Raw genomic sequence first — 23936 nt, 5'->3', positions numbered from 1 at the left:
GGTGGGCAACTTGGGCTTCATCAGGACGGGTCGGCGACCGCGACGCGGGCGGGGCGAACCATGCGCTCACCCAGCCGGTAGCCCGGCTGCATGACCTGCACGATCGTGGTGCCTTCCGAACCCTCCGGCACCTCGGCCTCGATGTGCATCAAGGCTTCGTGATGGGTGGGGTCGAACGGCTCACCGACCGCGCCGAACGCGGTCAGGCCCAGCTTGGTGAGCGTCGAGTCGAGCTTGTCGGCGATCTTCTCGAAGGGCGAGCCCTCCAGATCTCCGTGCTGCCTCGCCAGGTAGATGTCGTCGAGCACGGGCAGAAATGACTCCAGAACGCGCGCCGTAGTGGCGTCCCTCTGGGCCTCTCGGTCGCGCTCGACGCGCTTCTTGTAGTTGAAGTACTCCGCCTGGGTGCGCTGCAAGGCGTCGAGCCGCTCCGCCGCGAGCACGGTGTCAGGGTGGTCACCCTCCGTGTCCGCAACGTTCTCGGCCGGTGCCGGCTCGTCGGCGACATCCGGTGCGGTCTTGTCCGCCACGTTGCCCTCCGATGTCACTCGCACGTCACCGTTTTCGTCGATCCGGCGCTTGTCGCGGATGACCGGTCCGGTCTGGTCCTCTTCCTCCGGCCGCCGGCCGGGCTCCGCCGAAGCGGAGCCCGGCTGCGGGCCCTTGGGGTCGGTCACTTGGAGTCACCCTTGGTGTCGTCTTCGTCGTCGACGACCTCGGCATCCACCACGTCGTCGTTCTCGGCGTCGGCCTGCGGCGCGTCGCCCGCCCCGGCTGCACCCGCTGCGTCACCCGTCGGGGCTTCGCCCCCGGACTGCTGCTCGGCGGCATACAGGGCGGCGCCCATCTTCTGCGAGGTTTCGTTGACCTTGGTGGTCTTGGCGGAAATGTCCTCAGCAGAGGTGTTTTCGTCCTTGAGCGCGTCCTTGAGCTCGGTCAGCGCCGACTCGACCTCGGTCTTGGAGTCGGCCGGGACCTTGTCGCCGTTGTCGGCCAGGAACTTCTCCGTTGAGTAGACCAGCTGCTCCGCGGTGTTGCGGGCCTCGGTCTCCTCACGGCGCTTCTTGTCCTCGGCTGCGTGCTCCTCGGCATCCTTGACCATCCGCTCGATGTCTTCCTTCGGCAGCGCCGAGCCGCCGGAGATCGTCATCGACTGCTCCTTGTTGGTGCCACGGTCCTTGGCGGACACGTGGACGATGCCGTTGGCGTCGATGTCGAAGGTGACCTCGACCTGTGGCACGCCACGAGGCGCCGGCGCGATGCCGGACAGCTCGAAGTTGCCCAGCGGCTTGTTGTCCTTGGCCAGCTCGCGCTCACCCTGGAAGACCTGGATCTCGACCGACGGCTGGTTGTCCTCGGCGGTGGAGAACACCTCCGAGCGCTTGGTCGGGATCGCGGTGTTGCGCTCGATCAGCTTGGTGAACAGGCCACCCTTGGTCTCGATACCGAGCGACAGCGGCGTGACGTCGATGAGCAGCACGTCCTTGCGCTCACCCTTGAGCACACCGGCCTGCAGCGCGGCACCGACGGCGACGACCTCGTCCGGGTTGACGCCCTTGTTGGGCTCCTTGCCGGTGAGGTCCTTCACGACCTGCGCGACGGCCGGCATACGGGTCGAACCGCCAACCAGCACAACGTGATCGATGTCGCTGACGGTGACGCCGGCGTCCTTCATCACGTGCTCGAACGGGCCCTTGGTGCGCGCGAGGAGATCCTTCGTGAGGTCCTCGAACATCGCGCGGGTGATCGACTCGTCCAGGTGGATCGGGCCGTTCTCACCCATCGACAGGTATTGCAGGCTGACGTTGGTCGACGTCGCGCCGGACAGCTCCTTCTTGGCCTGCTCGGCGGCGTCCTGCAGACGCTGCATGGCGATCTTGTCCTTGGACAGGTCGACGCCGGTCTGGTTCTTGACCTGCTGGACCAGGTGGTTGACCACGCGCTGGTCCCAGTCGTCACCACCGAGCTTGTTGTCACCGCTGGTGGCGCGGACCTGGATGGTCGAGAAGCCGTCCTCCGGGTCCTTGCCGACCTCGAGGAGGGACACGTCGAAGGTGCCGCCACCGAGGTCGAAGACCAGGATGAGCTCGTCCTCCTTGCCCTTGTCGAGGCCGTAGGCGAGCGCCGCCGCGGTCGGCTCGTTGATGATACGCAGCACGTTGAGGCCCGCGATCTCACCGGCCTCCTTGGTTGCCTGGCGCTCGGCGTCGTCGAAGTATGCCGGGACGGTGATGACCGCATCGGTCACGTCCTCGCCCAGGTAGGACTCGGCGTCGCGCTTCAGCTTCTGCAGGATGCGGGCCGAGATCTCCTGCGGGGTGTACTTCTTGTCGTCGATCTGGGTGCTCCAGTCGGTGCCCATGTGGCGCTTGACGGAGCGAACCGTGCGGTCGACGTTGGTGACGGCCTGGCGCTTGGCGATGTCGCCGGCCAGCACGTCACCGTTCTTGGCGAACGCCACAACGGACGGCGTGGTGCGCCCGCCTTCTGCGTTCGCGATGATTTCGGGGTCGTTGCCCTCCAGGACCGCGACCGCGGAGTTGGTGGTGCCGAGGTCGATACCTACCGCACGTCCCATGTCTGTGTTCTCCCTTGGTTGAGATGTTTGGCTGTCATGTGTCGTCGCCGGACGCAGAGAAGCCCCGCGTCATACGAGCGAAGTTGACTGTGTCCGACTCAACTCCGGCGACCGCAGTCGTGTCAAACCGACGGCACCAAAGTTGCGCTTACCTGACTCAACTTTCAGGTAGGTCGAATGATTCCCGGTCCGGGGAGATTTTCTTCCGAGCCACCCCTAGACGCGTTCGAAGACCTCGACGGCCAGCACGGTGGGCAGGTGCCGGGCGATTTCATCCCATGTCTCGCCCTCGTCACGGCTGGCGAAGACGGACCCGGTGTTCGTCCCGAAGTAGACACCGGCGGGGTCCTGCCGGTCGCCGCTCATGCCCTGGCGCAGCACGGTGAAGAAGCACGCTTCTTGCGGGAGCCCGGTGCGTAGCGCCTCCCACGAAGCACCGGCGTTCCGGGAGCGCCATACAGCGGCGGCCGCATCCGGTGGGTAGCGGCCCTCGCTGTCGCCGTTGAGCGGCACGGTCCAGATCGTCCGGCCGTCACGCGGATGCGCCCAGAGTGGGAAGCCGAACGTCGAGGGCAGGCCCGCGGTGATGTTGTGCCAGGTGTGGCCGCCATCCTGCGAGCGCCATACACCGTGGTGATTCTGTTGGTAGAGAACGGATTCCTCCCCGCGGCGCGTTCGAGGTGGTGCACGCAGAAGCCGGTGTGCCCGTCGGAGGCCGCGGCCGGGTGGGTGTTGCCTTCGCCCGCCGTGGGGTCGGCGAGGTCGTTGCGGCGCTCCCAGGTCACGCCGCCGTCCTCGGTGGCGAAGACCCCGGCTGCGGAGATGCCGATCCACATCTTCTCGGGGTCTTCCGGGTCGACGACGATGGTGTGCAGGACGAGCCCCGCGGCGCCTGGTCCCCAGTCGGGCGCCGACGGGTGATCAGTCAGGCCCTTGACCGTCTGCCAGGTCTCGCCATCGTCGTCGCTGACCAGCAGGGTCGCGGGTTTGGTTCCGGCATAAAGCTTTCCGCCGGATCGGCCAAGTGACCAGACCTGAGAGAAGCTGTCACCGAACGGGACCGGTGCCTCGGTCCAGCCGATCGACTCCGCGAACTCGGGATCGTTCGCCGCCCATGAGTCCATCTCGCCGGTGGTCAGCTTGGTCACGTCCCACGTCGCGCCGCCGTCGTTGGAGCGCCATACGCCGGCACCGGACCAGTCGCCGCCACCGCCGGCCCACATCGTCCCGGTAGCCGGGTCGCCGATGACGTGGTTGATCGGCCACCCGTCGCAATACGGTCCGCGAACCGCCCAGCGCGAGCGATCGGCGTCGCCGTCGAGGATGAACGTGCCCTTGGTCGTCCCGACCAACACCTGGATGGCTACATCGGACATCAGACGCTTCCTTCGTCGAGGCCCGGGCCGTTGTATGCCGGGGACCGCAACCTCCTATTCTCGCCACGGGCGGGCCAGCGGGCAAGACCTGAGAGCACCCCAAACGGGCACACAACAATCGTCGGTTGCGACTCTGTCGTATTCGTCGTGTGCTGTTCGTAGAGATGGTGAGCGGGCACCGAGTCCGCCACTGCGACAAAGGAGCCGACATGGCGCAATACATCATCTACTTCAACCAGCAGTGGGTGGGCGACCACAGCGAGGAGTGGTTCAGCAAGCGCGGGCCACTCGCGAACGCGGTCGTGGAAGAAGCGAAGGACGCAGGCGTCTACGTCTTCGCCGGTGGGCTGGAAGAAGACATCAACAAGGCATTCAGCGCCGACGCGACCAGCGGCGAACTCGTCGTCACCGACGGGCCGTTCGCCGAGACGAAGGAGTTCCTGGGTGGCCTGACCGTCGTCGACGTTGCCGACGACGACGCCGCGAAGGTGTGGGCCGGCAAGATCGCCGAGGCGTGCGGCTGGCCCCAGGAGGTCCGACGGATCGGCTGACGGAGCAAAGAGCTGACAGGGATCAGTGCTCGCCCTTGATGACGAAGTAGGACCCGCGGATCGTGCCGGCGAGCTTCGACTTCTGCCGGGCGAACTTGAACGCGCCGAGCTCGGCCGGGACTTCCATGCCGTCCGACAGCTTGAAGCCGACGGCACGCTTCCCGCCGTCGTCAACGGTGTACATCACATTGATCGACAAGCCGCTCTCGTAGAAGACGTAGGCCATCTTGATGTTCTCGACCTGGAACTGGCTGGCTTCCAGTGCCGGGGATGCGATGACGATGTCGCGCTCGTCCTTGAGGATCCCGCTCACCCAGTCGATCGCCGACTTGGCTTCAGCCGCAGGTTCCACCGTGAACGTGTGGTCGTACTTGTTCTTGAAGTAGCGCGCCTCGTTGGCACGCAGGCCGGCGAGCGCGTCCGCGACCGGCGACGACTCCAAGCCGACGGTCGAAACTGTTGTGAAGTCAACGACGTAGGACATGCATTCTCCAGAGGTGTGGCTCGGTCGGGCGCCATACTGCTGCCCCACGGTAGCGCTCGGGATAGCTGCCGTATGACGGTGGCGTGTCACGTCCGGTCAATGCGCTTGAGGTTCGTCCAGCCGGTCCAGCCGCGCTCTCGCAACCGCTGCAGGATCCGCGGCGCCGCCGGCACCAGCTGCACGAACAGCTCATCGAGGAGTCGGGCCAGGTCGTCGGGAATCCGCGCTGCGGCATCGACGCTCGACTCGGCGCCGTCGGGATGAGCGGCCTCCAGCAGCGCGACGAGTTGGTCACCGATCGCCGACAGACGCGGGTCGTCGGCCTCCCAGTGGATGACCTCGGCCAGCTCACGGTAGAGCGCCAGGCTCTCCGGGTCCTCGAGCTGCTGCTGTTTCAACGTCATGTAGAACGACATCCGCTCCGGGAGCTGGCCGGCGACCAGGATCCAGGCATCGCGTTCTCCGCCGATGAAATGCTCGCTGAAGCCGAGCTCGCGCAACCGGCCCAGGTAGGCGACCGCATCAGTCGGGAGGGCCAGGCTGTCGCCGGCCGCGAGCTTGGCGATGCGTTCGCGGTGATGTTGCCGCTCGCGGATCTCGGCGCGCAGCCTCCGGTCGATCTGCTCCACCGCCGCTGCGAAGTCGGCCTCGTCCGCGACGAGCAGCTCGCGGACCCGGGACAGCGGGACTCCGGCGTCGGCCAGGGTGCGGATCTTGATCAGCTCGGCCACCGCCGTTGCGTCATACCGCCGATAGCCGGAGTGGTCCCGCTGCGGCTCGGGTAGCAAGCCTTTGGCGTGATAGTGCCGGACTGCGCGCACCGTGACGCCTGCGTATGCCGCGAGCTGACTGATCGTGAGCATGGTCCATTGTCCCGAATCTCGTTGAAGTTAGGCGATTTTGCTGCGGTAGGTGCGCATCGCCAGCAGGTACGCGACCAGGAGTATGCCGGCACACCACACGACGGCGATCCAGCCGTCGTTGCCGACCGGTTTCTCGGCATACAAGTCACGGATGGTGTTGACGATGGCAGTGACCGGCTGGTGCTCCGCGAACCAGCGCACGGGGCCGGGCATGCCAGCAGTGGGCACGAAGGCAGAACTGACGAACGGCAGGAAGATCAGCGGATAGGCGAACGCGCTCGCGCCGTCGATCGACTTCGCCGTGAGGCCCGGGATCACCGCCAGCCAGGTGAGCGCCAGCGTGAATAGCACCAGGATCCCGAGCACCTCCAGCCACGCCACGACGCTTGCACCGGAGCGGAATCCCATTGCGAGAGCTACGAGTACGACCAAGGTCAAAGAGATCAGATTCGCCACAAGGGAGGTCAGCACGTGCCCCCACAACAACGCCGATCGAGCGATGGGCATCGACTGGAAGCGCTCGAAGATCCCGGTCGACACGTCGGTGAAGAGCCGCAACGCGGTGTACGCGATACCGGAAGCGATGGTGATGAGCAGGATGCCGGGCAGGAGGTAGTCGACATACTTCCCGCTGCCGGTGTGTATGGCGCCCCCGAGCACGTAGACGAACAACAACAGCATCGCGATCGGGGTGATCGCAGTGGTGATGATCGTGTCCGGGCTGCGCAGGATGTGGCGCATGGAGCGGCCGAGCATCGCTGCGGTGTTGCTGGCGAATTCCGTTGTCATCGTTCACTCCTAGCGGGTGTCCGGTCGTCGCGGCCGACGATCGAGAGGAAGACTTCTTCGAGGGTGGGCTGCTTCTCGACATACTCGACCTTCGCCGGCGGGAGCAGCTGTTTCAGCTCGGCGAGTGTGCCGTTCGCGATGATCACGCCCTCGTGCAGGATCGCGATCCGGTCGGCCAGGTGCTCGGCCTCGTCGAGGTACTGCGTGGTCAGCAGCACCGTGGTGCCGGTGGTCGCGAGCTCCCGGATCGTCGCCCAGACCTCAAGCCGCCCTTGCGGGTCGAGACCGGTCGTCGGCTCGTCCAGGAAAAGCACCGGCGGCTCGCCGATCAGGCTCATCGCGATATCGAGCCGGCGCCGCATTCCGCCGGAATACGTCGACACTCGGCGGCCGGCCGCTTCGGTCAGGTCGAACCGCCCCAGCAGGCCGTCGGCGATCCCCCGGGATCCGCGAGTCGTCGCAGCCTGGCGATGAGGACGAGGTTCTCGCGACCGGTCAGGATTTCGTCCACGGCCGCGAATTGCCCTGTGAGACTTATCGATCGGCGGACGTCTGCGGCCGAATCGACGACGTCATACCCGTTGACGCTGGCCGTTCCGCCGTCGGCCGCGAGCAGGGTGGACAGGATCCGGATGGTGGTCGTCTTGCCCGCCCCGTTGGAGCCGAGCAGTGCGAAGACGGTGCCGGCGGGAACACACAGGTCGACGCCGCGGAGCACCGCCTGGTCGCCATAGGACTTGGTGAGTCCGATGATGTCGATCGCTGTTTTCGTGGTCATGCAACGAGCGTGCGACCCTGACGCTGCGTCAAGGTCAAGCGCCCGGCGTCACCGCAACGGTTTACACGGTCATGCGGCGCAAAATCGTGCGAGCCTGGAGCTGACTGCGACAGGGATCCTGAATTCTTCTGCGGAAGGTGTCGTATTCGGGTTCACACGTTCGTGGAGTTGGTATGACGGCCACCCGGGCCGTCCGGTTCGAGGCTCCCCGGCCCCGGCCGACCTGAGAGGAGACGTCAGTGCCCCAGTATCTGATCGCGTTCAACGATGAGTGGGTGCAAGAGCACACCTTGGAGGAGCTGCGGGCGAAAGCAGACGCCTCCCAGGTCGTGATCACCGACATGCAGAAGGCCGGAGTCTTCGTCTTCACCGACGGTGGCATCGGCGCTGAGTCCGTGCTATTCAGTGCGACGGCGAAGGACGGGAAACCGGTCTTCACCGACGGCCCGTATGTCGAGACCAAGGAACATCTGGGCGGCTTCTGCGTCGTCGAGGTCGACGACGATGAGGCTGCGCGCTACTGGGCGGGGCGACTCGCGGTCGCACTGGAGTGGCCGCAAGAGGTGCACCGTTTCCCCGGGAGAGAGCACATTCTGCAACTGGAAGAGAGCGAATGACATGCCCAGATACATGATGTCGGTCTTCGGAGCCGCGGAACGCAGCGAATTCGGCGACTACCCGAGCAAGGAAGCGATGCTCCAGTCGTTCGCCGACACCGGCGCGTTCAACGAAAAGCTCGAGAGAGAAGGGCATTTCGTCTTCGCCGACGGGCTCGAAGCGGCGACGACGGCGACCACCGTCGACGGCCGGGGCGACAAGACGATCATCACGGACGGCCCCTACCTGGAGGCCAAGGAGCAACTCGGCGGCTTCTGGGTCATCGAGGCAGCGGATCTCGACGAGGCCCTCGCCCTCGCTGCGGAGGGGTCCAAAGCGTGCCGCGGGAAGATCGAAGTGCGCCCTTTCCAGACCGAAGAGTCCTTCAAGGCACTGCTCGAGTCGTGACCGACGGCTCCGTCGACCAGGCCATCACCCGTGCCCACCACGAAGAGTGGGCACGGGTGGTCGCCGGCCTGACACGACGCTTCGGTGATCTCGACATCGCCGAGGAGTCCGCGGCGGAAGCGTTCGTCGCAGCCGTCGAACGGTGGCCACGTGACGGCATACCTCCCAACCCCGGTGGATGGCTCACCACCACTGCCACGCGCAAGGCGATCGACCGGCTGAGACGGGAGTCGCGACGCGGCGCCAAGCACGAAGAGGCTCAGCTGATGATCGACGAAACGCCTTCTGCACCAACAGGCCCGGTCGAGGACGACCGGCTCCGGCTCGTCTTCACCTGCTGCCACCCGGCACTCGCGATGGAGGCCCGCGTGGCGCTGACCTTGCGGATGCTCGGCGGGTTGACGGTCGCCGAGATCGCGGCCGCGTTCCTCGTGCAGGAGACGACCATGGCGCAGCGGATCACGCGTGCCAAGGCGAAGATCAAGGCGGCACACATCCCCTATCGGGTGCCGTCTGCGGCCGACATACAGGAGCGACTGGCCGGTGTGCTCGCCGTCGTCTACCTCGTCTTCAACGAGGGCTACCTGGCCACTGGCGGTGACGACCCGGTGCGCGCCGACCTGACCGACGAGGCAATCCGGCTGGGTCGGCTGCTGCGCGTGCTGCAACCCGAAAACGGCGAGGTGGCAGGCCTTCTCGCGTTGATGCTGCTCACCGACGCCAGGCGCGCCGCACGAGTCTCCCGGACCGGTGAACTCGTCACGCTGGACGAGCAGGACCGTGGCGCGTGGGATCGCGAGCTGATCGCCGAGGGCCACGCATTGGTCCGCGAGCGACTGGCCGTTGTCGCGGCGGGCGGGGAGCCCCGGGCCGTTACCAATTGCTGGCCGCGATCAACGCGGTGCACACCTACGCGCCAGCCGCACGCGACACGGACTGGTCGCAGATCGTCACCCTCTACGACCGTATGGCGAAGCTCGATCCCTCACCCGTCGTACGCCTCAACCGGGCCGTGGCGCTCGCCGAAATGGACGGGCCTGACCTTGCACTGGGCGAGATCGATCGGCTCGCCGAATCCCTCGACGGTTACCACGCATTCCACGCCGCACGCGCGGATCTGTTGCGGCGGCTCGGCCGGAGTAGCGACTCGCGAGCGGCATACGACCGGGCGATCGAACTTGCCGGCAACCCCGCGGAGCGCGCGTACCTCACTCGCCGCCGAGACCAGCTGGTCGACCGGATCGACTGAGCCCGTTGCCTTTCCGGCGCTTCAGCTGCGAACCTCGCGGCGGAGTGCCAGCGCGGCGGCGACTGCGCCGACGCCGACGAGGTCGCGCCAACCGGGCACCTGATGCAGCACGACGAGCCCGATGACGGTGGCCGATGCCGGCAGCAGGCACAACAAGAACGCGAACGTGGCGCGCGGCAGTCGAGCCATCGCGAGCTGGTCGGTGACATACGGGATGACCGACGAGCAGACCCCCACGCCGGCTCCCAGATCAGCCAGGTCGGGTGCGCGAAAGCCGTTGCCGCATCGGCGATTCCGACAGGTGTGACGACAACCGCTGCAACGACCATCGCGACCGCGAGCTGGTCGATGCCCGAGAGCCCGGGCGTGCCGTCACTCGCTGAGCCACTCGTCGCGACGCGGTGCCCGAGCATCACGTAGACCATGAAGCCGGAACAATTGGCGAACGCGAAGGCGAAGCCCCACGGCTCGCTCTCCCACCGGACATCGGTGAGTATGGCGACGCCGGCCACTGCCAGGCCAAGCGCGGTCAGATTGCGCAGGCTGCGTGTGCCCAGTGCTGCCAGTGCGATCACTCCGAGGAATTCGATCGCACCAACAGTCGACAGCGGGAGCCGGTCGGTCGCGAGGTAGAACACGCAGTTCATCGCCGCCAGGATCACACCGAGCGCCAGCATCACCCGGCGCTGCTCGGATGTCGCGCGCCGGATGGTCCGGAGCGGTCGTCGCCATACGAGGAACACCACTGCGGCAGTCGCGATCCGCAGCCACGCGACACCAAGCACGCTGATGTGCGCGAAGAGCAGGACCGCCATGGACGGTCCGAGGTAGTGGAACACGGCGCTCGAGGCGATGAACGCCGCGGGTGGCGTGGAGCCGACAACGCGGGAGAGTAGGCGGTGATTGGGACCGGTGGTCGTCGCGGAGGTCAAATGTGGGCTCCTTCCTGATGGCTGCGGTATTAGCATTCCAAGGAGACTCACGTGATGGAATGTCCAAACGATCGGTGTGATGAGTAGATGCCTTCGAAATCCACGAAATCGCCTGCTTCTGCCTTCGGCCCCCGACATCCCGAGCTCGACCAGGTGAACTTGCGGCTGCTGGCGGTTCTGCAGGCTGATCCCCGGCTCTCCATGTCGGCACTCGCTCGCACGGTCGGGATGTCGGCTCCCGCGGTCACAGCGCGGGTCCGGCGCATGGAGGAGGTCGGGATCATCACCGGGTTCCACCTGACGGTCGACCCGGCAGCCATCGGCCTACGGGTCACCGGCCTGGTGCGCGTGCGGCCGGGCCCGGGCCAGTTGCCGGGTCTGATGAAAGCCGCACGAAATCACCCGCAGGTCACCGCTTGTGACCGGATCACCGGCGAGGACTGCGTCGTCATACGACTGCATGCGGCGACGGTGCCCGCACTGGAGTCGGTGCTCGACGAGTTCCTGCTCTATGGCCAGACGACGACGTCGATCGTGGTTTCACAACCGGTGCCACCGCGACCCCTGCCGTTGCCGGAGTGACGTCTAGTGCAGTGAGTCAGAAATAGAGCAGGTGCGGATGTGGGCAAAGTTGCTGGTCAGGCGCGAAGCGACTGTCCAACAACTTTGCACGCACCGCACTAGGAGCCCAGGACCTTGTCGAGGAACGGGTTGGTGAACATCCGGTCCGGGTCCAGCTGTGCGCGAGCATCGGTGAAGTCGTCGAATCGCGGGTAAAGAGTGCGCAATTCGTCCGCTACGTGGTCCAGCTCCTTGCCCCAGTGCGGGCGGGCACCCAGCTCGCGCATCCGACGCCAGAACTCCTCGAAGTAGCGGTCGCGATGGCCCAAAACCGCTGTGTATGCACCGAGTTGGACGACATCGCCGCCATACGCCGGGCTCAACCAGCCGGAGTCACCCTTGACGAAACGCAGCTCGGTGATGAAGTTGACGTGCACGGCCGCGTCGTCGACGACCTGCCGTGCTGCGTCGAACGCAGCACCGCCGCTGGACAGCGGGACGGACGCTTCGGTCTCGGTATGCCGAGCCGGCATCGGCGTCGAGAAGATCAGGGGACTCGGCCCGATCCGACTGGCCTTCTTGAGGGTTCGGCCGGCGGTGCGGTTGAACATCGGCACCCACCCGGACCGCCAGCGCTGCGTCGCAAAAATCGCCGGCAGCAGGGTCCGATGCAGGATCTTCTCGTCAACGAAGCGATCGGCGTGCACAGCCAGCAGGTTGCGTGGGGCGGGCACACGCTCGCATCGAAAGACCAGGGCCTTGGGCGTGTGCGGCATCCACCAGACCTTGGTGTATTCCGCGCTCGAGCTGATCTCGGGGAGTGCCGCCGCGACCTCACCGACCGGCAGCCACTCGATGTGCTCGCGCAAGCTGAACGCAGGGACCACCTGGATGCGGACGCGCGTGATGATGCCGAGCGCGCCGAGGTGGACCCGTGCTGCGTCGAGCAGGGCGTCTCCTTCGTCGAGATCGAGCACCGCGCCGGTGCCGTCGACCAGCCGTACGCCGCGCACCAGGCCCGAGAGATTCGGATGCGTCAGGCTTGAGCCGTGGGTGCCGGTTGCGATTGCGCCGGCTACGGATTGGTCCGCGATCGACCCGAGGATCGGCAAGGCCAGCCCCGCGCTGCGAGTGCCACACTCAGGTCACGCAGCCGGGTGCCCGCAAGGACGGTCACCGTGGTGTCGTCATACGCGACGATCCCCCGGAGGTTGTCGAGCGAGACGGCGATGTCGGTCGGCGCCGCGATGGCGTTGAAGGAGTGACCCGCGCCGACACAGCGCACCCGCCGGCCGCCGGCGCGCGCCCGTTGCACGAGCGATGCGACGTCGTCCTCGGTGGTCGGCATCAGCCAGCTATCCGGAACAGAGCGCTCAGTGCGTGCCCAGTTGGCGAATCCGCCATCGCGGAGCCTGGGCGGTCTGCGCCATCGGGGTGCGGTCGGGTGAGCCATAGACGGACCCTACCGAAGAGTAACCGTGCCGCGCGTGACGTACTGTCGTGAAAACCGACCGACGAGGAGATCCGATGCGCAACTTCCAGGACGCAGTCGAAGCGGGCGACCACCAGGCGATCGAAGCCTTGTTGGCGGACGACGTGCGGTTCACCAGCCCGGTCGCCTTCAAGCCGTATGACGGGAAGGCAATCACCGCGGCAATCCTGCGGGCAGTCATGCGAGTCTTCGAGGACTTCCACTACGTGCGCGAGATTCGTTCGCCCGATGGTCGGGATCACGCACTCGTCTTCGAAGCCTCGATAGCTGGCACGCTCATCAACGGCTGCGACTTCTTGCACGTCAACGACGATGGCCTGACTGACGACTTCGCCGTCATGGTGCGCCCGTTGTCGGGCGCGAACGCGCTGGCCGAGGCGATGGGTGCGCAGTTCGATCGGATCGTGGCCGAGGCGACCGCAGGCTGAGCGATGGCACGCGTTCTGATCACCGGGATGTCCGGCGCGGGGAAGACAACCCTCCTGCAGGAGTTGGCACGGCGCGGATACCCCACTGTCGACACGGATTACGACGGTTGGGAGTTGCCCGGTGCGCTGTGGGACGCACCTCGCATGGCGGACCTGCTCGCGACTCATGACACGGTCGCGGTCTCCGGGACGGTTCGAAACCAAGGGGACTTTGCTTTCGACCATGTTGTCCTGCTGAGCGCTCCCCTCGACGTGCTGCTCGAGCGAGTCGCCATACGCACCAACAATCCGTACGGACGGTCCGAAGCGGAACGAGCCGAGATCGCTGAGTATGTCGAGACGGTCGAGCCGTTGCTCCGCGCAAGCGCGACGGTTGAGCTCGACGGACGGCGGGCTGTGAGCGACCTCGCTGACGAGGTGGAGGAACTCTTGCGCCGCTCCGCCCTGCAGCCGTGAGAAGCGGGGTTAAACCACCGAATTCCGCTGACAGCGAACAAGATTGGTGACTTAAGCCCTTCCAACCCGCATCGAACACAATTACATTGTGGGTATGACGAATCAGCTCCTTCCCGCCGCGGATGAGCTGACGCGCGCGAGCAGCTCCGACCTACTGTCTGCCGCCTTGAAGCTGGCGTCACTGGCCTTCGAGAGTGCCCGCACAGACGCCGATCCGTTGACGAAGGACCAGCTACTGGAGCAAGTGGCAGCCACCCAGCGCGTCGCCAACTCCGCGCTTGCAACCCAGGCTGTGCGCATCGCGCAGGCCGCCAGTCACGAAGAAGTCTTCGACCCGACAATCGCTGACACCAGGATGATTCGGCATCACCTCGGATTCGCCGAGCAGTGGATCGACACAGAGATTGCGCCCCTGCTGGGGCTCGGCCCACGGCAGGTCAGCACACGCATCGAGCACGCCCTCGATGCAGTGACGCAAGCACCGCGACTCCTCACTGAGGCAGGCGCCGGCACGGTGGACCCGACCAAGATCGGCGTCGTCACCGACATGCTTGCTGGCACGACGAGGAAGACGAAGCGTGCGGTCGAGCGCGCCTTGCTCGACCATGACATTGCCGGGCTCACCACCACGCAGCTTCGTCGGCGGGTGCCGAAACTGCTTGCGGATATCGAGCCCACCTCTGTCGAGCCAGCGGCAAAACGCAGACGTCGCAACCACATCGGCGTCTTCGCCCGGCCGCACCACGAGCCCGGCCTTGCCGAGATGGTCGCGATCTTGCCCACCGGGGACATCGCAGCGGCACAGCGGGCCATTGATGAACACGCCCGCCAACTGCATGCCGACGACACGACCGGCAAGACCCTCGCCGAATGCCGGGCCGATGCCTTCATCGACCTACTACTGCGCAATGTCCATGTGGACACCACGATCGTGTTTCATCTGCCAGTGCGGCCTGTCGGTTGCGAAACACCCGCTCCCACAGGCACGTTCGGTGAAGACAAGGCCACCTCTGAAAATATGAGCAGCACGAGCGATCCGATCGACGATGAGCTTCGGGCGCTGCTGGACGACATATTGGGCGAGAACCCGACCGAGGCGGGAGTCACGCCGTTCGATACCTCGTCGCTGCGTGAAGCCGAGCGCCCTGGCGACCTGGACGATCACGACGAGCTGTATGCCGAGATCGACTGGAACCAAATGCTTTCCGAGGCAAGGAGACAGCATTCGGCGACCCGAGCGGGCGCGGCGACGGCAGTCAAGACCCCGCCGGCTCAGTCATCCCCATCCGTCCCCCGGCCTTGCACCGCTACACCTGACGGCCCATTCGAAGACGTCATCGTGCCGGGCGTCGGCGTCATACCCGCCGCCGAGGTTGCGCAGCTCGCCAGAGCCGTCGGCACCAGCGTGACCCGCGCGCTGACCGACGCTTGCACAGGCACGGTGATCGAGACCATGACGCGCAACTACCGACCTACGGCCGCGATCCGTCGGATGGTGACGACTCGCGACCAGCACTGCCGGTTTCCTGGGTGCACCATGCCCGCCGTCAACTGCGAGTTGGACCATGTGCTTCCGTGGCCGCTCGGTGAGACCAAACCGGCCAACCTGCACTGCCTCTGCAAGCATCACCACCGCGCCAAGCACGAGGCCGGATGGCGGGTGTCGATGACACCCGATGGTGTGTGCAACTGGACGAGCCCGTCCGGACGCACGTACCTCACCAGGCCTGCCGACTGACCGCGCTTGCTAGCGTCAGGTCGATGGAGAGGCCACCGGGGTTCGAAGCACTCTTCGACACGTCGTATGTCGAATACGCGAACGCCGACATCGTCGGAACCTTCGACGACCCGCCACCCGAGCTGGTGCACCGCATTCATCTGGTCGCGACTCCCGCGCCCGGTGTCGTGACGGCCTGCGAGTCGGTCGAGGGCTGGCGATTCCTGCCCGGCGGCCGTCTCGAGCCGGGCGAGAGCCTCGAATCCGCTGCCGGCAGAGAGCTTCACGAAGAAGCAGGGTCGAAGCCAGCCGGTCCGATGAACGTCTTCTTCAGCCACGTCGCGCACAGCCGCAACGCCACGCCATACCTGGCGCACGTGCCGCACCCGACGATGTGGTGGGTCTTCGCGGTCGTTCCAACCGAGGTCATCGGTCCTCCACCGACCGACGTCGATGGAGCAGAGCAGATCACTGCAGTCCACCATCTCCCGGTCATCGAAGCGATCGACTGGATGGCGCACTCCACAGATCCCACCGGCGCCGAAGTGCTGCGGCTCGCGGCGCATCTGGATCTCGTCTGACCAGCGCACGACAAGAAATTCTTCCCGGGATGTCGAGATGGTGACTTCAGCTCCGTCCCCTGGATATCTGCGACCACAATGGTTCGCACCAACGAAGGGAACCACCATGCCGAAGTACCTGATGTTGAAGCACTACCGCGGCGCACCCAAGGGCACACACGACGTGCCGATGGACAAGTGGACCCGCGACGAGTTCGACGCGCACGTCAAGTACATGAGCGATTTCGCGGACCGGCTCGAGGCTGCCGGACAGCTGGTCGACGAGCACGCATTGGCCCAGACCGGGATGTGGGTCCGGTATGACGGAGAGGGCAAGCCGCCGGTGACCGATGGTCCGTTCGCCGAGACGAAGGACCTCATCGCCGGCTGGATGATCATCGACGTCGAGTCCGAGGAGCGCGCGATCGAGCTCGCCGGCGAGCTTTCTGCCGCACCCGGCAAGGATGGCAAGCCGATCGGAGAGTGGCTGGAGCTGCGTCCCCTCATGACGGCCGAGACTGCGCCCACCTTCGAGTAGCTCGTGGACGACGAGCTACTTCGCGGGCTGGTGCCTGCGACGATCAGCGCCCTCTGCCGACGTGGAGCAGACTTCGCGTCGGTAGAGGACGCTGTGCAGGATGCGCTGATCAAAGCCCTTGAAAGCTGGCCGGATTCGCCGCCGAACGACCCGCTCGCCTGGTTGATCACCGCGTCCTGGCGGCGTTTCCTCGACCAGGTCAGAGCGACCGACGCACGGCGGTCGCGTGAGCTGCGGGTGACCGAGCAACCCGAGTTCAGCACCCCCACCGGCACCGATGAGAGCCTGCAGCTCTACTTCCTGTGTGCCAACCCGAAACTCACCAACTCGTCGGCCGTCGCACTGACATTGCGCGCAGTCGGCGGCCTCACGACGAAGCAGATCGCGGACGCCTACCTCGTGCCTGAAGCGACCATGGCGCAACGGATCAGCCGTGCCAAGCGGCAACTACGCGACACCCGACTCGACTCCCCCGGCGACCTGGCCACGGTGCTCCGCGTGCTCTACCTGGTCTTCAACGAGGGGTATGGCGGCTCCATCGACCTCTCCGCCGAGGCGATCCGCCTGACCCGCCAACTCGCTTCACTCACAACAGAACCCGAGGTTCGCGGGCTGCTCGCACTCATGCTGCTGCATCACGCCCGGCGCGCATCGCGGACGGACTCCAGCGGACGGCTCGTGCCGCTGCGGGCGCAGGATCGCTCACGCTGGGACACCGAGCTGATCGTCGAGGGCATCGCGATCCTGCAGCACGCACTCGCCGCCGATCGGCTCGGCGAATATCAGGCCCAAGCCGCGATCGCCGCCTTGCATGCGGATGCACAACGAGTCGAGGAGACGGACTGGGTGCAGATCGTGAGCTGGTATGACGAACTGCTCGCCATCACGAACTCTCCTGTCGTGCAACTGAATCGAGCGATCGCACTCGGTGAGGCCGACGGCGCGCGGGTCGGCCTCGCGGCGCTCGCAGCAGTGGATCCAACCGTGCCGCGCCATACGGCTGCGGCGGCATACCTGCACGAAAAGGCCGGCGATCTCGCCGAATCCGCCGCCCTCTACACCGAGGCAGCACACAAGGCGACCAACACCAAGGAGCGGGATCACCTGCTGCGTGAAGGAGCGCGGTTGCATGAAGTCCTTTGATAATCCTTTACCTTCGTGGGCGTCTCGGATCCCACAATTGACACTGCGATGGGACAAGACTGTGACGGTCGTCGCTCGTACGACGCCCATCCATGCCTCTCGGAGGAGCCACCGTTGCGCCTGGGATCTTGCTTCACCATTGCCACGACCACGTTCGCCATGACCGCGACCTGCCTGCTGACGCCACCTTCCGCGCAAGCAGCCACGAAGCACGTCAGCCCGTGGACAACCTCTTTCGAGGCGTCACAGCCGGCGCCGTCCACGTCCAAACAGTTCGGCCCGCTGGTCAACGTCTCCGGAACCGGTGACGCGAACGTGCCACTGGTCGCCAAGGTTGGCGGCGGACCGACCAGCGGCTACAACCTGCACAAGGGCACTGGTTTCACCGGCACGCACGGCATGCAGTTCTCCGGCATCAACCAAGCAGCAGGTCCTGCCCGCGGTGCCGACTCCCTGTACGACAACGTCGGCCATCGGATCAGCAGCGGAGACGAGCTGAGCTACAAGGTCTTTCCCGAGCGCGGCAGCAGTTCGTCATACGCCTCGACCTATGTCGCGATCGACCTGATCTTCACCGACGGCACCCGGATGAGCGCGACGCCGGACGCCACTGACACTGATGGTTCGCCGATTTCGGCTAGCGGCCACGGCACCAAGAAGGTCCTCTACACCGACCAGTGGAACTCGATCCACATCGACCTGAGCCGGTATGCCGGCAAGACCGTCGACAAGGTCATCGCGGTCTACGACAACCCGGACGACGGCGGTGCCGGCCAGAAATTCAGCGCCTGGTTCGACGATCTCAGCGTGCAGCCGGCGCCGAAGGTCGACCTCCACAACCGCGCGTCCATCGTCGACACCCGCCGCGGCACGCTCTCCTCCGGTGACTTCTCCCGAGGCAACAACCTTCCGGCAACCGCGATGCCGAACGGCTTCAACTTCTTCACCCCGATGACCGACGCCAAGAGTCGCAGCTGGGAGTACAACTACGCCTCAGCAAACAACGACGCGAATCTCCCCTCGTTGCAAGGCATCGGGGTCTCCCACGAGCCGAGCCCCTGGATGGGCGACCGCAACCAGTTGGCGATCATGCCGTCACCGGACGCACAACCGACGTCGACCCTCACCGACCGCGCACTGACCTTCGACCACAATGACGAGACCGCTCGACCTGACCTCTACAGCGTGAAGTTCACCGACGGCATCAAGACGTCCCTCACGCCCAGCGACCACGCCGGGGTCTACAAATTCACCTTCCCCGGCTCGACCGGTTCGGTGCTGCTCGACAAGGTCGCCGGGGACTCGATGCTGCACGTCGCCGCGGACGGTACGGTGAGCGGCTGGGTCGACAACGGCAACTCGGACGGCGCCACCCGCATGTTCGTGTATGGCGAATTCGACCGCACGCCAGCGAAAGTCGGTGATGCAACGGGCGACCGGTCGGCCAGTGCACGCTATGCCTCCTTCGACACATCCTCGGACAAGACCGTCGAGTTGCGCCTCGCTACCTCGTTCATCTCGTCGGCCCAGGCGAAGCACAACCTCGACCTGGAAGTGACCAACCAGTCGTTCGACAAGGTGCAGAAGGCCGCAAACACCGCGTGGAACAAGCGGCTTGGAGTCATTGACGTCACTGGCGCCGGGCGCACTCAACTCCAGTCGCTCTACTCCAACCTCTACCGGATGAACCTCTATCCGAACTCGCAGTTCGAGAATGTCGGCACCGCCGCGAAGCCGACGTACGAGCACGCCAGTCCGGTGCTTCCGACCAACGGCGACGCGACCGACACCGCAACGAACGCACAGGTCAAGCCGGGCAAGATCTACGTGAACAACGGCTTCTGGGACACCTATCGCACTGAGTGGCCGGCCTATTCGATGCTCTACCCGAAGCTGGCCGACGAACTGGTCGACGGCTTTGCGCAGCAGTACCGAGAAGGTGGCTGGATCGCCCGCTGGTCCTCTCCCGGCTACGCCGACCTGATGACCGGGACCAGCAGCGACACCGCATTCGCGGAGGCGTACCTCGAGGGCAGCGTCGACACCAAGACGGCGCTGACGGCATACGACGCAGCACTGAAGAACGCAACGGTGCGCTCGACCAACAGTGCCGTCGGCCGGAAGGGCTTGAACACGAGCCCCTACGCGGGCTACACGTCAACAAACACAGGCGAATCCGTCTCCTGGTCGCTTGAGGACTACATCAACGACGCCGGCATCGCCAAGATGGCGAGCAAGCTGGCGAACGACCCGAAGACACCACGCAGCCGGGTCGCGCAGCTGAAGAACGACGCCGCCTACCTCACGTCGCGTTCCAAGGACTACGTCAACCTCTTCAACCCCGCCACCGACTTCTTCCAGGGCCGCAACGCCGACGGCTCGTGGCACACCTTCGGCGGCAAACCGTTCGACCCGACGAGCTGGGGTGACGTCTTCACCGAGACCGACGGCTGGAACTTCGCGTTCCACCCGACATACGACATCCCCGGACTTGAGGCGCTGTATGGCGGCAGCAAAGGCCTCATCGGCAAACTCGACAAGTTCTTCGCAACACCCGAAACCGCCTCCAATCCGGGCGGATACGGCGGCACCATCCACGAGATGCGTGAGGCCGCGGCGGTCCGGATGGGCCAACTCGGGATGAGCAACCAGCCGTCGCACCACATCCCCTACGTGTATGCCGCCGCAGGCAAGCCCAGCGAAACGCAGGCCAAGGTCCGGGAGATCACCCGGCGACTCTTCGTCGGCAGCGACATCGGTGAGGGCTACGCCGGCGACGAGGACAACGGCGAGACCAGCTCCTGGTACATCTTCTCGGCGCTCGGCTTCTATCCGATGTCGGTCGGCTCCGGTCAGTACGTCATCGGCTCGCCGCTGTTCCGCACCGCGACGGTGCACCTGGACGGCGGCAGGAAGCTCACCATCGATGCTCGCGACAACAGTCCGCAGAACATCTACATCCAGGCTGCGACGCTCAACGGAAAGCCATTGCAGAGCGCGACGATTGACGCATCTCTGTTGCAGAAGGGCGGCAAGCTCTCGTTCCAGATGGGACCGAAACCGTCGACCTGGGGTGCGAGCTCGAGCAACGGCACACCCGCCAAGCCGCTGTATGACGCAACAACGCCCGGCTACGGCGCGACCACCTCGTCGGACGGCACGTCGACGACTGCACTGGTCGACGACAACTCCTCGACCGATACGACCTTCACGTCGAAGACGCCGACGATCACCTGGCAGAGCGGGTCCGGCCCGATGACCGTCGATCGCTACACGCTCACCAGCGGAGCCGACGGCGGCACACCCACGTCATGGACTCTTGAGGGCTCACCCGACGGAGGAAAGTCGTGGGTCCGACTCGACCAGCAGAAGAACCAGACGTTCCGCTGGCACGACCAACTCGTGCCGTATTCGATCGCGAAACCCGGCTCGTATGACGCCTACCGACTGCAAGTCACCGCGAGCACGGGTGGTGCGCCGACCCTGTCGGAGTTCGAATTGTCGGCGGATCCCACTGGGAAACAAGGCGATCTGACGGTCTCACCGGTCCAGGGCGTCGAGACAACCGTCGGCACCCCACTAACCTCGCCTTTGGCTGTCGTGAGCGGTGTGCCCGGCGGCGCTGCGGCGGTCAGCGCCACCGCGGACTTCCATGACGGGAAAGGCCCGCAGCCGGCAACGGTCAGCACGACCCCGCTTGGGCGGTACGCCGTCAGCGCTCCGCACACCTTCGACACGGCAGGCCTCGCCTCGGTCGACATCGTGGCCAGCGTCGCAGGAACGAAGGTGTCGGCCTCCGTCGAGGTCGGGGTCAGCAGGGACCAGCTCTTCGCGGACACGATGAACGGCACTTGCATCGGCCTGCCTGGTTCCGGTGCCGACTGCGACGCCGGCGGCGTTGGCTTCTCGCGAACCTCGTTGGCGGACAATGGTTTCGTCCAGGGCCAGACCGAGAAGGTGCCGGGCACTGGCCTGTCGTTCGACATACCGAAGCCGGTAGACGGCAATGACAACGTCGTGGCCGACGGACAGACAGTCATGTTCGACCCCGGAACGGACGCGACGAAGATCTCGGTGATCGGAACGGCGACCCAGAGAGACCTGAGCGCGACCGCGACCCTGCACTTCTCGGACGGCTCGACGGCACCTCTGTCCATCGGATTCGGGGACTGGGTCGGCGCCGCGGGCTCGCCGAAATTCGGCAATATCGTCGTCGGGAAGTCGGCCGGTCGCGTTTCCAGTGGCGGCACGGACTCCCTCACTGCGGCGATCTTCTCGACCGCACCGATCGACCTGCCCAGCGGCAAGCAGCTCGTCTCGATCACGCTCCCGGCAGCGGTCGGCTCCGCGTCCTCAGGCGGCCGGATCCACGTCTTCGCGTTCGCGTCCGACGGGGATCGTTCAGCCGTCTACACGCCGATCACGCTGACACCGAAGGCCGTTGCGGGTCAGCAGAGCGGCACGGCGTTCACGGCCGAGCTGGCCACTGCCACCGGTGGTTCCGGCACGCCAGGGGCCACGGTCAACTGGGGTGACGGATCCGCGATGGACAAGGCCGACGTGGTCACGTCAGGATCCGACTGGTCGATCGCCGGTGGTCACACCTACGCGAAGGCGGGCACCTACACCGTGACCGTCACCGCAGACGACGGCATCAAGAGCGAGACCACGACCACCAAGGTCACCGTCAGCTAATGCTGGCGGTCGGTCACGACCTGACCGTGATCGGTCGTGATCCGGTGCCAGTAGGGCCGGCCATTGTCATCCGTGCCGGCATAGCTCGTCGTCGAGTGTCCGTCGGACTCGCTCGTCGTGCCGTCCTTGCGCGCCAGCACGCCGTATGACGTGACGTTCCAGTCCCATCCACGCCGCACGAGCTGACTGCCAGTGCGCACCGAACTCGACACCTGTTGCGTCATGTCGACCGTGCCATTGAGAGAGAAGTTCTGGTCGTTGACGTAGTCAGCCGCGGAGAAGTCGACACTGATCGGGTAGGACTCATTCAATGACGCGCTGCGGACGACCCGATGGCCGATGCGGGAGACCGACTGCGTCGTCATCGCATCCTGCTGCGTGATGCTCTGGACCATCCCGGAGTCACCGACACTGCCCGAATTCGACCAGTTGCGAGAGGTGTTCACTGTCGTCACGACACGACCGGCCAAGGTGTCGACATACCCGCTGAGCATGTCGGAGCGTCGTGCCGTCTCGGCATACTTCACGGTGCCGTCGACCGGGTCTCCGGCCGTGGTGGAGGTTGCCGGCGACGCAGCCACTGAGTCCTCGGTGAGCGCACCGGACGTCTGTGCCCGGTGGTGATCGGTCCACAAGAACAGCGCAGCGCGCACATTCCAGGTGTCGCCGATCGGGTTGATACCGAACGAGATCGAGTGTGTCTTGCCGTCGACCAGCCGGCCGGCGAACGGGGTCAGGTCGAGCGACTCGGTGCGCATGTCGAGGGTGTCGATCGCAACCACCGGCCGCCACAGGGTGGGCACGATGCCACCGGAGTAGATGTGCGGGAACGTCCCGACGTCACCGGCGGGTGTGCCGTCGACGGAGACGGCGGCCTCCCGATAGGCACCTGCCGCGCACAGGCCGGCACCGGGGAACTTCGCGGCGACCGCATCGGGCACCGCGGTGAACCATTGCTCGTCGCAACCGTTTCCCTTCAGCGTCGTCTCGAGCTGGGCGCGAATGATGTTGCGGGGTAGGTCGGACAGCGTTGTTGATGCAGTGGCGCTGCCCGGCGTCAGGTCGGCGACCGGCACTCCGACCACCTTGTCGGGGACATCCGGAGCCGGGTGCTTCCGATCGGCCAGGTAGAAGGTGATCTTCACCGTCTGGTCGTAGTTGCCGGTGTAGACGTCGGACATGTAGTTGGTGTAGCCGCCGGAGAATTTCTGCGGCGTCTTGAAGAGCGAGCTGAATTCGGTGATGTCCTTGCTGAAGGAGAACGTCGTCGGCTTCGCGCCATTCGGCTCCTGCGTGGTGCCGAACCACACTGGCACGCCGCCGATCTCGAGCTCACCGGAGCGGTCGTACTGCCGCCCGGACACTGAGGTCGTCGAGTCCAGCACGACCTTCGACCACTTGCCCTTGCATTCGTCCGGCACCTGCACGCTCCCCGAATAGAGCTGCGGCGACAGGTCGGCAGCGTTCGACTTGAAGTGGTCGGCGAGCGTCACCGTGCAGTGTCGTGTGTCGGGTCGCGACACCGGTGGCTGCGCGGAAACCGTGTCACCGCCGGAGGATTCGATCACCCCGCTCGCAGTCGGCCCGGACGCCGCACTTGCTCCGGTGGCGCCGCCGAGCGCCATACCGACAGACACGACGGACACTCCGAGAACGCTCACCAGACGACGCACCGCAACTCCTCACACCGGGACTGAAACAACGAATGACGCTAGTCCCGTCCAGAACCCCGCGGGGCGTT

The 23936-nt window shown here is 65.6% G+C and carries 23 protein-coding genes and 1 pseudogene; 13 read left to right on the top strand and 11 right to left on the bottom strand.

Annotation, left to right across the window (positions count from 1 at the left end; all coding sequences use genetic code 11):
• Nucleotides 1-20 precede the first annotated feature (20 nt).
• The 4 genes from ACFQDH_RS07560 to ACFQDH_RS07545 all read right to left on the bottom strand — a co-directional run bounded on the left by ACFQDH_RS07560 (nucleotide 21) and on the right by ACFQDH_RS07545 (nucleotide 3954).
• Nucleotides 21-677 (bottom strand): nucleotide exchange factor GrpE, encoded by a 657-nt coding sequence (locus ACFQDH_RS07560; RefSeq protein WP_382399982.1) that lies wholly within the window; start codon nucleotides 675-677, stop codon nucleotides 21-23.
• Entirely contained in the window at nucleotides 674-2578 is a 1905-nt protein-coding gene (dnaK, locus tag ACFQDH_RS07555) for a molecular chaperone DnaK (protein ID WP_382399980.1), read from the bottom strand. Before dnaK ends, ACFQDH_RS07560 begins: the two co-directional genes overlap by 4 nt.
• Before the next feature lie 216 nt (nucleotides 2579-2794).
• Nucleotides 2795-2944 carry a hypothetical protein gene (locus ACFQDH_RS07550; protein WP_382399978.1) on the bottom strand — a complete coding sequence of 50 codons (150 nt, stop codon included), beginning with the start codon at nucleotides 2942-2944 and terminating at the stop codon, nucleotides 2795-2797.
• Nucleotides 2941-3954: a WD40/YVTN/BNR-like repeat-containing protein gene (locus tag ACFQDH_RS07545; protein WP_382399976.1), complete on the bottom strand. Its 1014-nt coding sequence runs from the start codon at nucleotides 3952-3954 to the stop codon at nucleotides 2941-2943. The genes ACFQDH_RS07550 and ACFQDH_RS07545 overlap by 4 nt, the downstream gene beginning before the upstream one ends.
• 209 nt (nucleotides 3955-4163) lie before the next feature.
• Between ACFQDH_RS07545 and ACFQDH_RS07540 the strand changes: the two genes are divergently transcribed.
• Entirely contained in the window at nucleotides 4164-4505 is a 342-nt protein-coding gene (locus ACFQDH_RS07540; RefSeq protein ID WP_382399974.1) for a YciI family protein, read from the top strand.
• Between the two features lie 22 nt (nucleotides 4506-4527).
• Here the strand turns inward: ACFQDH_RS07540 and ACFQDH_RS07535 are convergent, their stop codons facing one another.
• The 4 genes and pseudogenes from ACFQDH_RS07535 to ACFQDH_RS07520 all read right to left on the bottom strand — a co-directional run bounded on the left by ACFQDH_RS07535 (nucleotide 4528) and on the right by ACFQDH_RS07520 (nucleotide 7419).
• Nucleotides 4528-4989: a phage tail protein gene (locus tag ACFQDH_RS07535; protein ID WP_382399972.1), complete on the bottom strand. Its 462-nt coding sequence runs from the start codon at nucleotides 4987-4989 to the stop codon at nucleotides 4528-4530.
• Nucleotides 4990-5075: 86 nt separating this feature from the next.
• Entirely contained in the window at nucleotides 5076-5852 is a 777-nt protein-coding gene (locus ACFQDH_RS07530) for a MerR family transcriptional regulator (RefSeq protein WP_382399970.1), read from the bottom strand.
• 27 nt (nucleotides 5853-5879) lie between these two features.
• On the bottom strand, nucleotides 5880-6641 hold the full coding sequence (locus tag ACFQDH_RS07525) for an ABC transporter permease (protein WP_382399968.1): 762 nt from the start codon (nucleotides 6639-6641) through the stop codon (nucleotides 5880-5882).
• A pseudogene (locus tag ACFQDH_RS07520) lies at nucleotides 6638-7419 on the bottom strand (ABC transporter ATP-binding protein). Before ACFQDH_RS07520 ends, ACFQDH_RS07525 begins: the two are co-directional and overlap by 4 nt.
• Before the next feature lie 239 nt (nucleotides 7420-7658).
• Here ACFQDH_RS07520 and ACFQDH_RS07515 point away from each other — a divergent pair.
• The 5 genes from ACFQDH_RS07515 (at nucleotide 7659) to ACFQDH_RS07495 (ending at nucleotide 11187) form a co-directional block, all read left to right on the top strand.
• Nucleotides 7659-8036, top strand: coding sequence for a YciI family protein (locus ACFQDH_RS07515; RefSeq protein WP_382399966.1), 378 nt, complete (start codon nucleotides 7659-7661; stop codon nucleotides 8034-8036).
• Nucleotide 8037: 1 nt separating this feature from the next.
• On the top strand, nucleotides 8038-8424 hold the full coding sequence (locus ACFQDH_RS07510; protein WP_382399964.1) for a YciI family protein: 387 nt from the start codon (nucleotides 8038-8040) through the stop codon (nucleotides 8422-8424).
• Nucleotides 8421-9776, top strand: a complete 1356-nt coding sequence (locus ACFQDH_RS07505) for an RNA polymerase sigma factor (protein WP_382399962.1) — start codon at nucleotides 8421-8423, stop codon at nucleotides 9774-9776. The genes ACFQDH_RS07510 and ACFQDH_RS07505 overlap by 4 nt, the downstream gene beginning before the upstream one ends.
• Nucleotides 9776-10093, top strand: coding sequence for a hypothetical protein (locus tag ACFQDH_RS07500; protein ID WP_382399960.1), 318 nt, complete (start codon nucleotides 9776-9778; stop codon nucleotides 10091-10093). The genes ACFQDH_RS07505 and ACFQDH_RS07500 overlap by 1 nt, the downstream gene beginning before the upstream one ends.
• Before the next feature lie 599 nt (nucleotides 10094-10692).
• Nucleotides 10693-11187 (top strand): Lrp/AsnC family transcriptional regulator, encoded by a 495-nt coding sequence (locus tag ACFQDH_RS07495; RefSeq protein WP_382399958.1) that lies wholly within the window; start codon nucleotides 10693-10695, stop codon nucleotides 11185-11187.
• Between the two features lie 98 nt (nucleotides 11188-11285).
• Here the strand turns inward: ACFQDH_RS07495 and ACFQDH_RS07490 are convergent, their stop codons facing one another.
• Together ACFQDH_RS07490 and ACFQDH_RS07485 are read right to left on the bottom strand one after the other, a co-directional pair.
• Nucleotides 11286-12278 (bottom strand): D-arabinono-1,4-lactone oxidase, encoded by a 993-nt coding sequence (locus ACFQDH_RS07490; RefSeq protein WP_382399956.1) that lies wholly within the window; start codon nucleotides 12276-12278, stop codon nucleotides 11286-11288.
• The gene (locus ACFQDH_RS07485; RefSeq protein WP_382399954.1) at nucleotides 12242-12514 is read right to left on the bottom strand and encodes an FAD-binding protein; all 273 of its coding nucleotides are present in this window, start codon (nucleotides 12512-12514) and stop codon (nucleotides 12242-12244) included. Before ACFQDH_RS07485 ends, ACFQDH_RS07490 begins: the two co-directional genes overlap by 37 nt.
• 179 nt (nucleotides 12515-12693) lie before the next feature.
• Between ACFQDH_RS07485 and ACFQDH_RS07480 the strand changes: the two genes are divergently transcribed.
• The 7 genes from ACFQDH_RS07480 to ACFQDH_RS07450 all read left to right on the top strand — a co-directional run bounded on the left by ACFQDH_RS07480 (nucleotide 12694) and on the right by ACFQDH_RS07450 (nucleotide 22195).
• Nucleotides 12694-13086, top strand: coding sequence for a nuclear transport factor 2 family protein (locus tag ACFQDH_RS07480; protein ID WP_382399952.1), 393 nt, complete (start codon nucleotides 12694-12696; stop codon nucleotides 13084-13086).
• Nucleotides 13087-13089: 3 nt separating this feature from the next.
• On the top strand, nucleotides 13090-13542 hold the full coding sequence (locus tag ACFQDH_RS07475; protein ID WP_382399950.1) for an AAA family ATPase: 453 nt from the start codon (nucleotides 13090-13092) through the stop codon (nucleotides 13540-13542).
• Nucleotides 13543-13636: 94 nt separating this feature from the next.
• Nucleotides 13637-15280, top strand: coding sequence for an HNH endonuclease signature motif containing protein (locus ACFQDH_RS07470; RefSeq protein ID WP_382399948.1), 1644 nt, complete (start codon nucleotides 13637-13639; stop codon nucleotides 15278-15280).
• A gap of 23 nt (nucleotides 15281-15303) precedes the next feature.
• On the top strand, nucleotides 15304-15840 hold the full coding sequence (locus ACFQDH_RS07465) for an NUDIX domain-containing protein (RefSeq protein ID WP_382399946.1): 537 nt from the start codon (nucleotides 15304-15306) through the stop codon (nucleotides 15838-15840).
• Nucleotides 15841-15946: 106 nt separating this feature from the next.
• Nucleotides 15947-16357, top strand: a complete 411-nt coding sequence (locus tag ACFQDH_RS07460) for a YciI family protein (RefSeq protein WP_382399944.1) — start codon at nucleotides 15947-15949, stop codon at nucleotides 16355-16357.
• Between the two features lie 3 nt (nucleotides 16358-16360).
• Nucleotides 16361-17500 (top strand): RNA polymerase sigma factor, encoded by a 1140-nt coding sequence (locus ACFQDH_RS07455; RefSeq protein WP_382399942.1) that lies wholly within the window; start codon nucleotides 16361-16363, stop codon nucleotides 17498-17500.
• Between the two features lie 114 nt (nucleotides 17501-17614).
• Nucleotides 17615-22195 carry a GH92 family glycosyl hydrolase gene (locus tag ACFQDH_RS07450; RefSeq protein WP_382399940.1) on the top strand — a complete coding sequence of 1527 codons (4581 nt, stop codon included), beginning with the start codon at nucleotides 17615-17617 and terminating at the stop codon, nucleotides 22193-22195.
• On the opposite strand, the gene ACFQDH_RS07445 is transcribed toward ACFQDH_RS07450, so the two are convergent.
• Nucleotides 22192-23868, bottom strand: a complete 1677-nt coding sequence (locus tag ACFQDH_RS07445) for a peptide-N4-asparagine amidase (RefSeq protein WP_382399938.1) — start codon at nucleotides 23866-23868, stop codon at nucleotides 22192-22194. The two genes, ACFQDH_RS07450 and ACFQDH_RS07445, sit on opposite strands and share 4 nt — an antisense overlap.
• Between the last annotated feature and the right edge of the window lie 68 nt (nucleotides 23869-23936).

The sequence above is a fragment of the Flexivirga alba genome (assembly GCF_042661025.1).
Taxonomy (GTDB): domain Bacteria; phylum Actinomycetota; class Actinomycetes; order Actinomycetales; family Dermatophilaceae; genus Flexivirga; species Flexivirga alba.
This window is presented reverse-complemented; position numbering and strand designations above follow the sequence as displayed.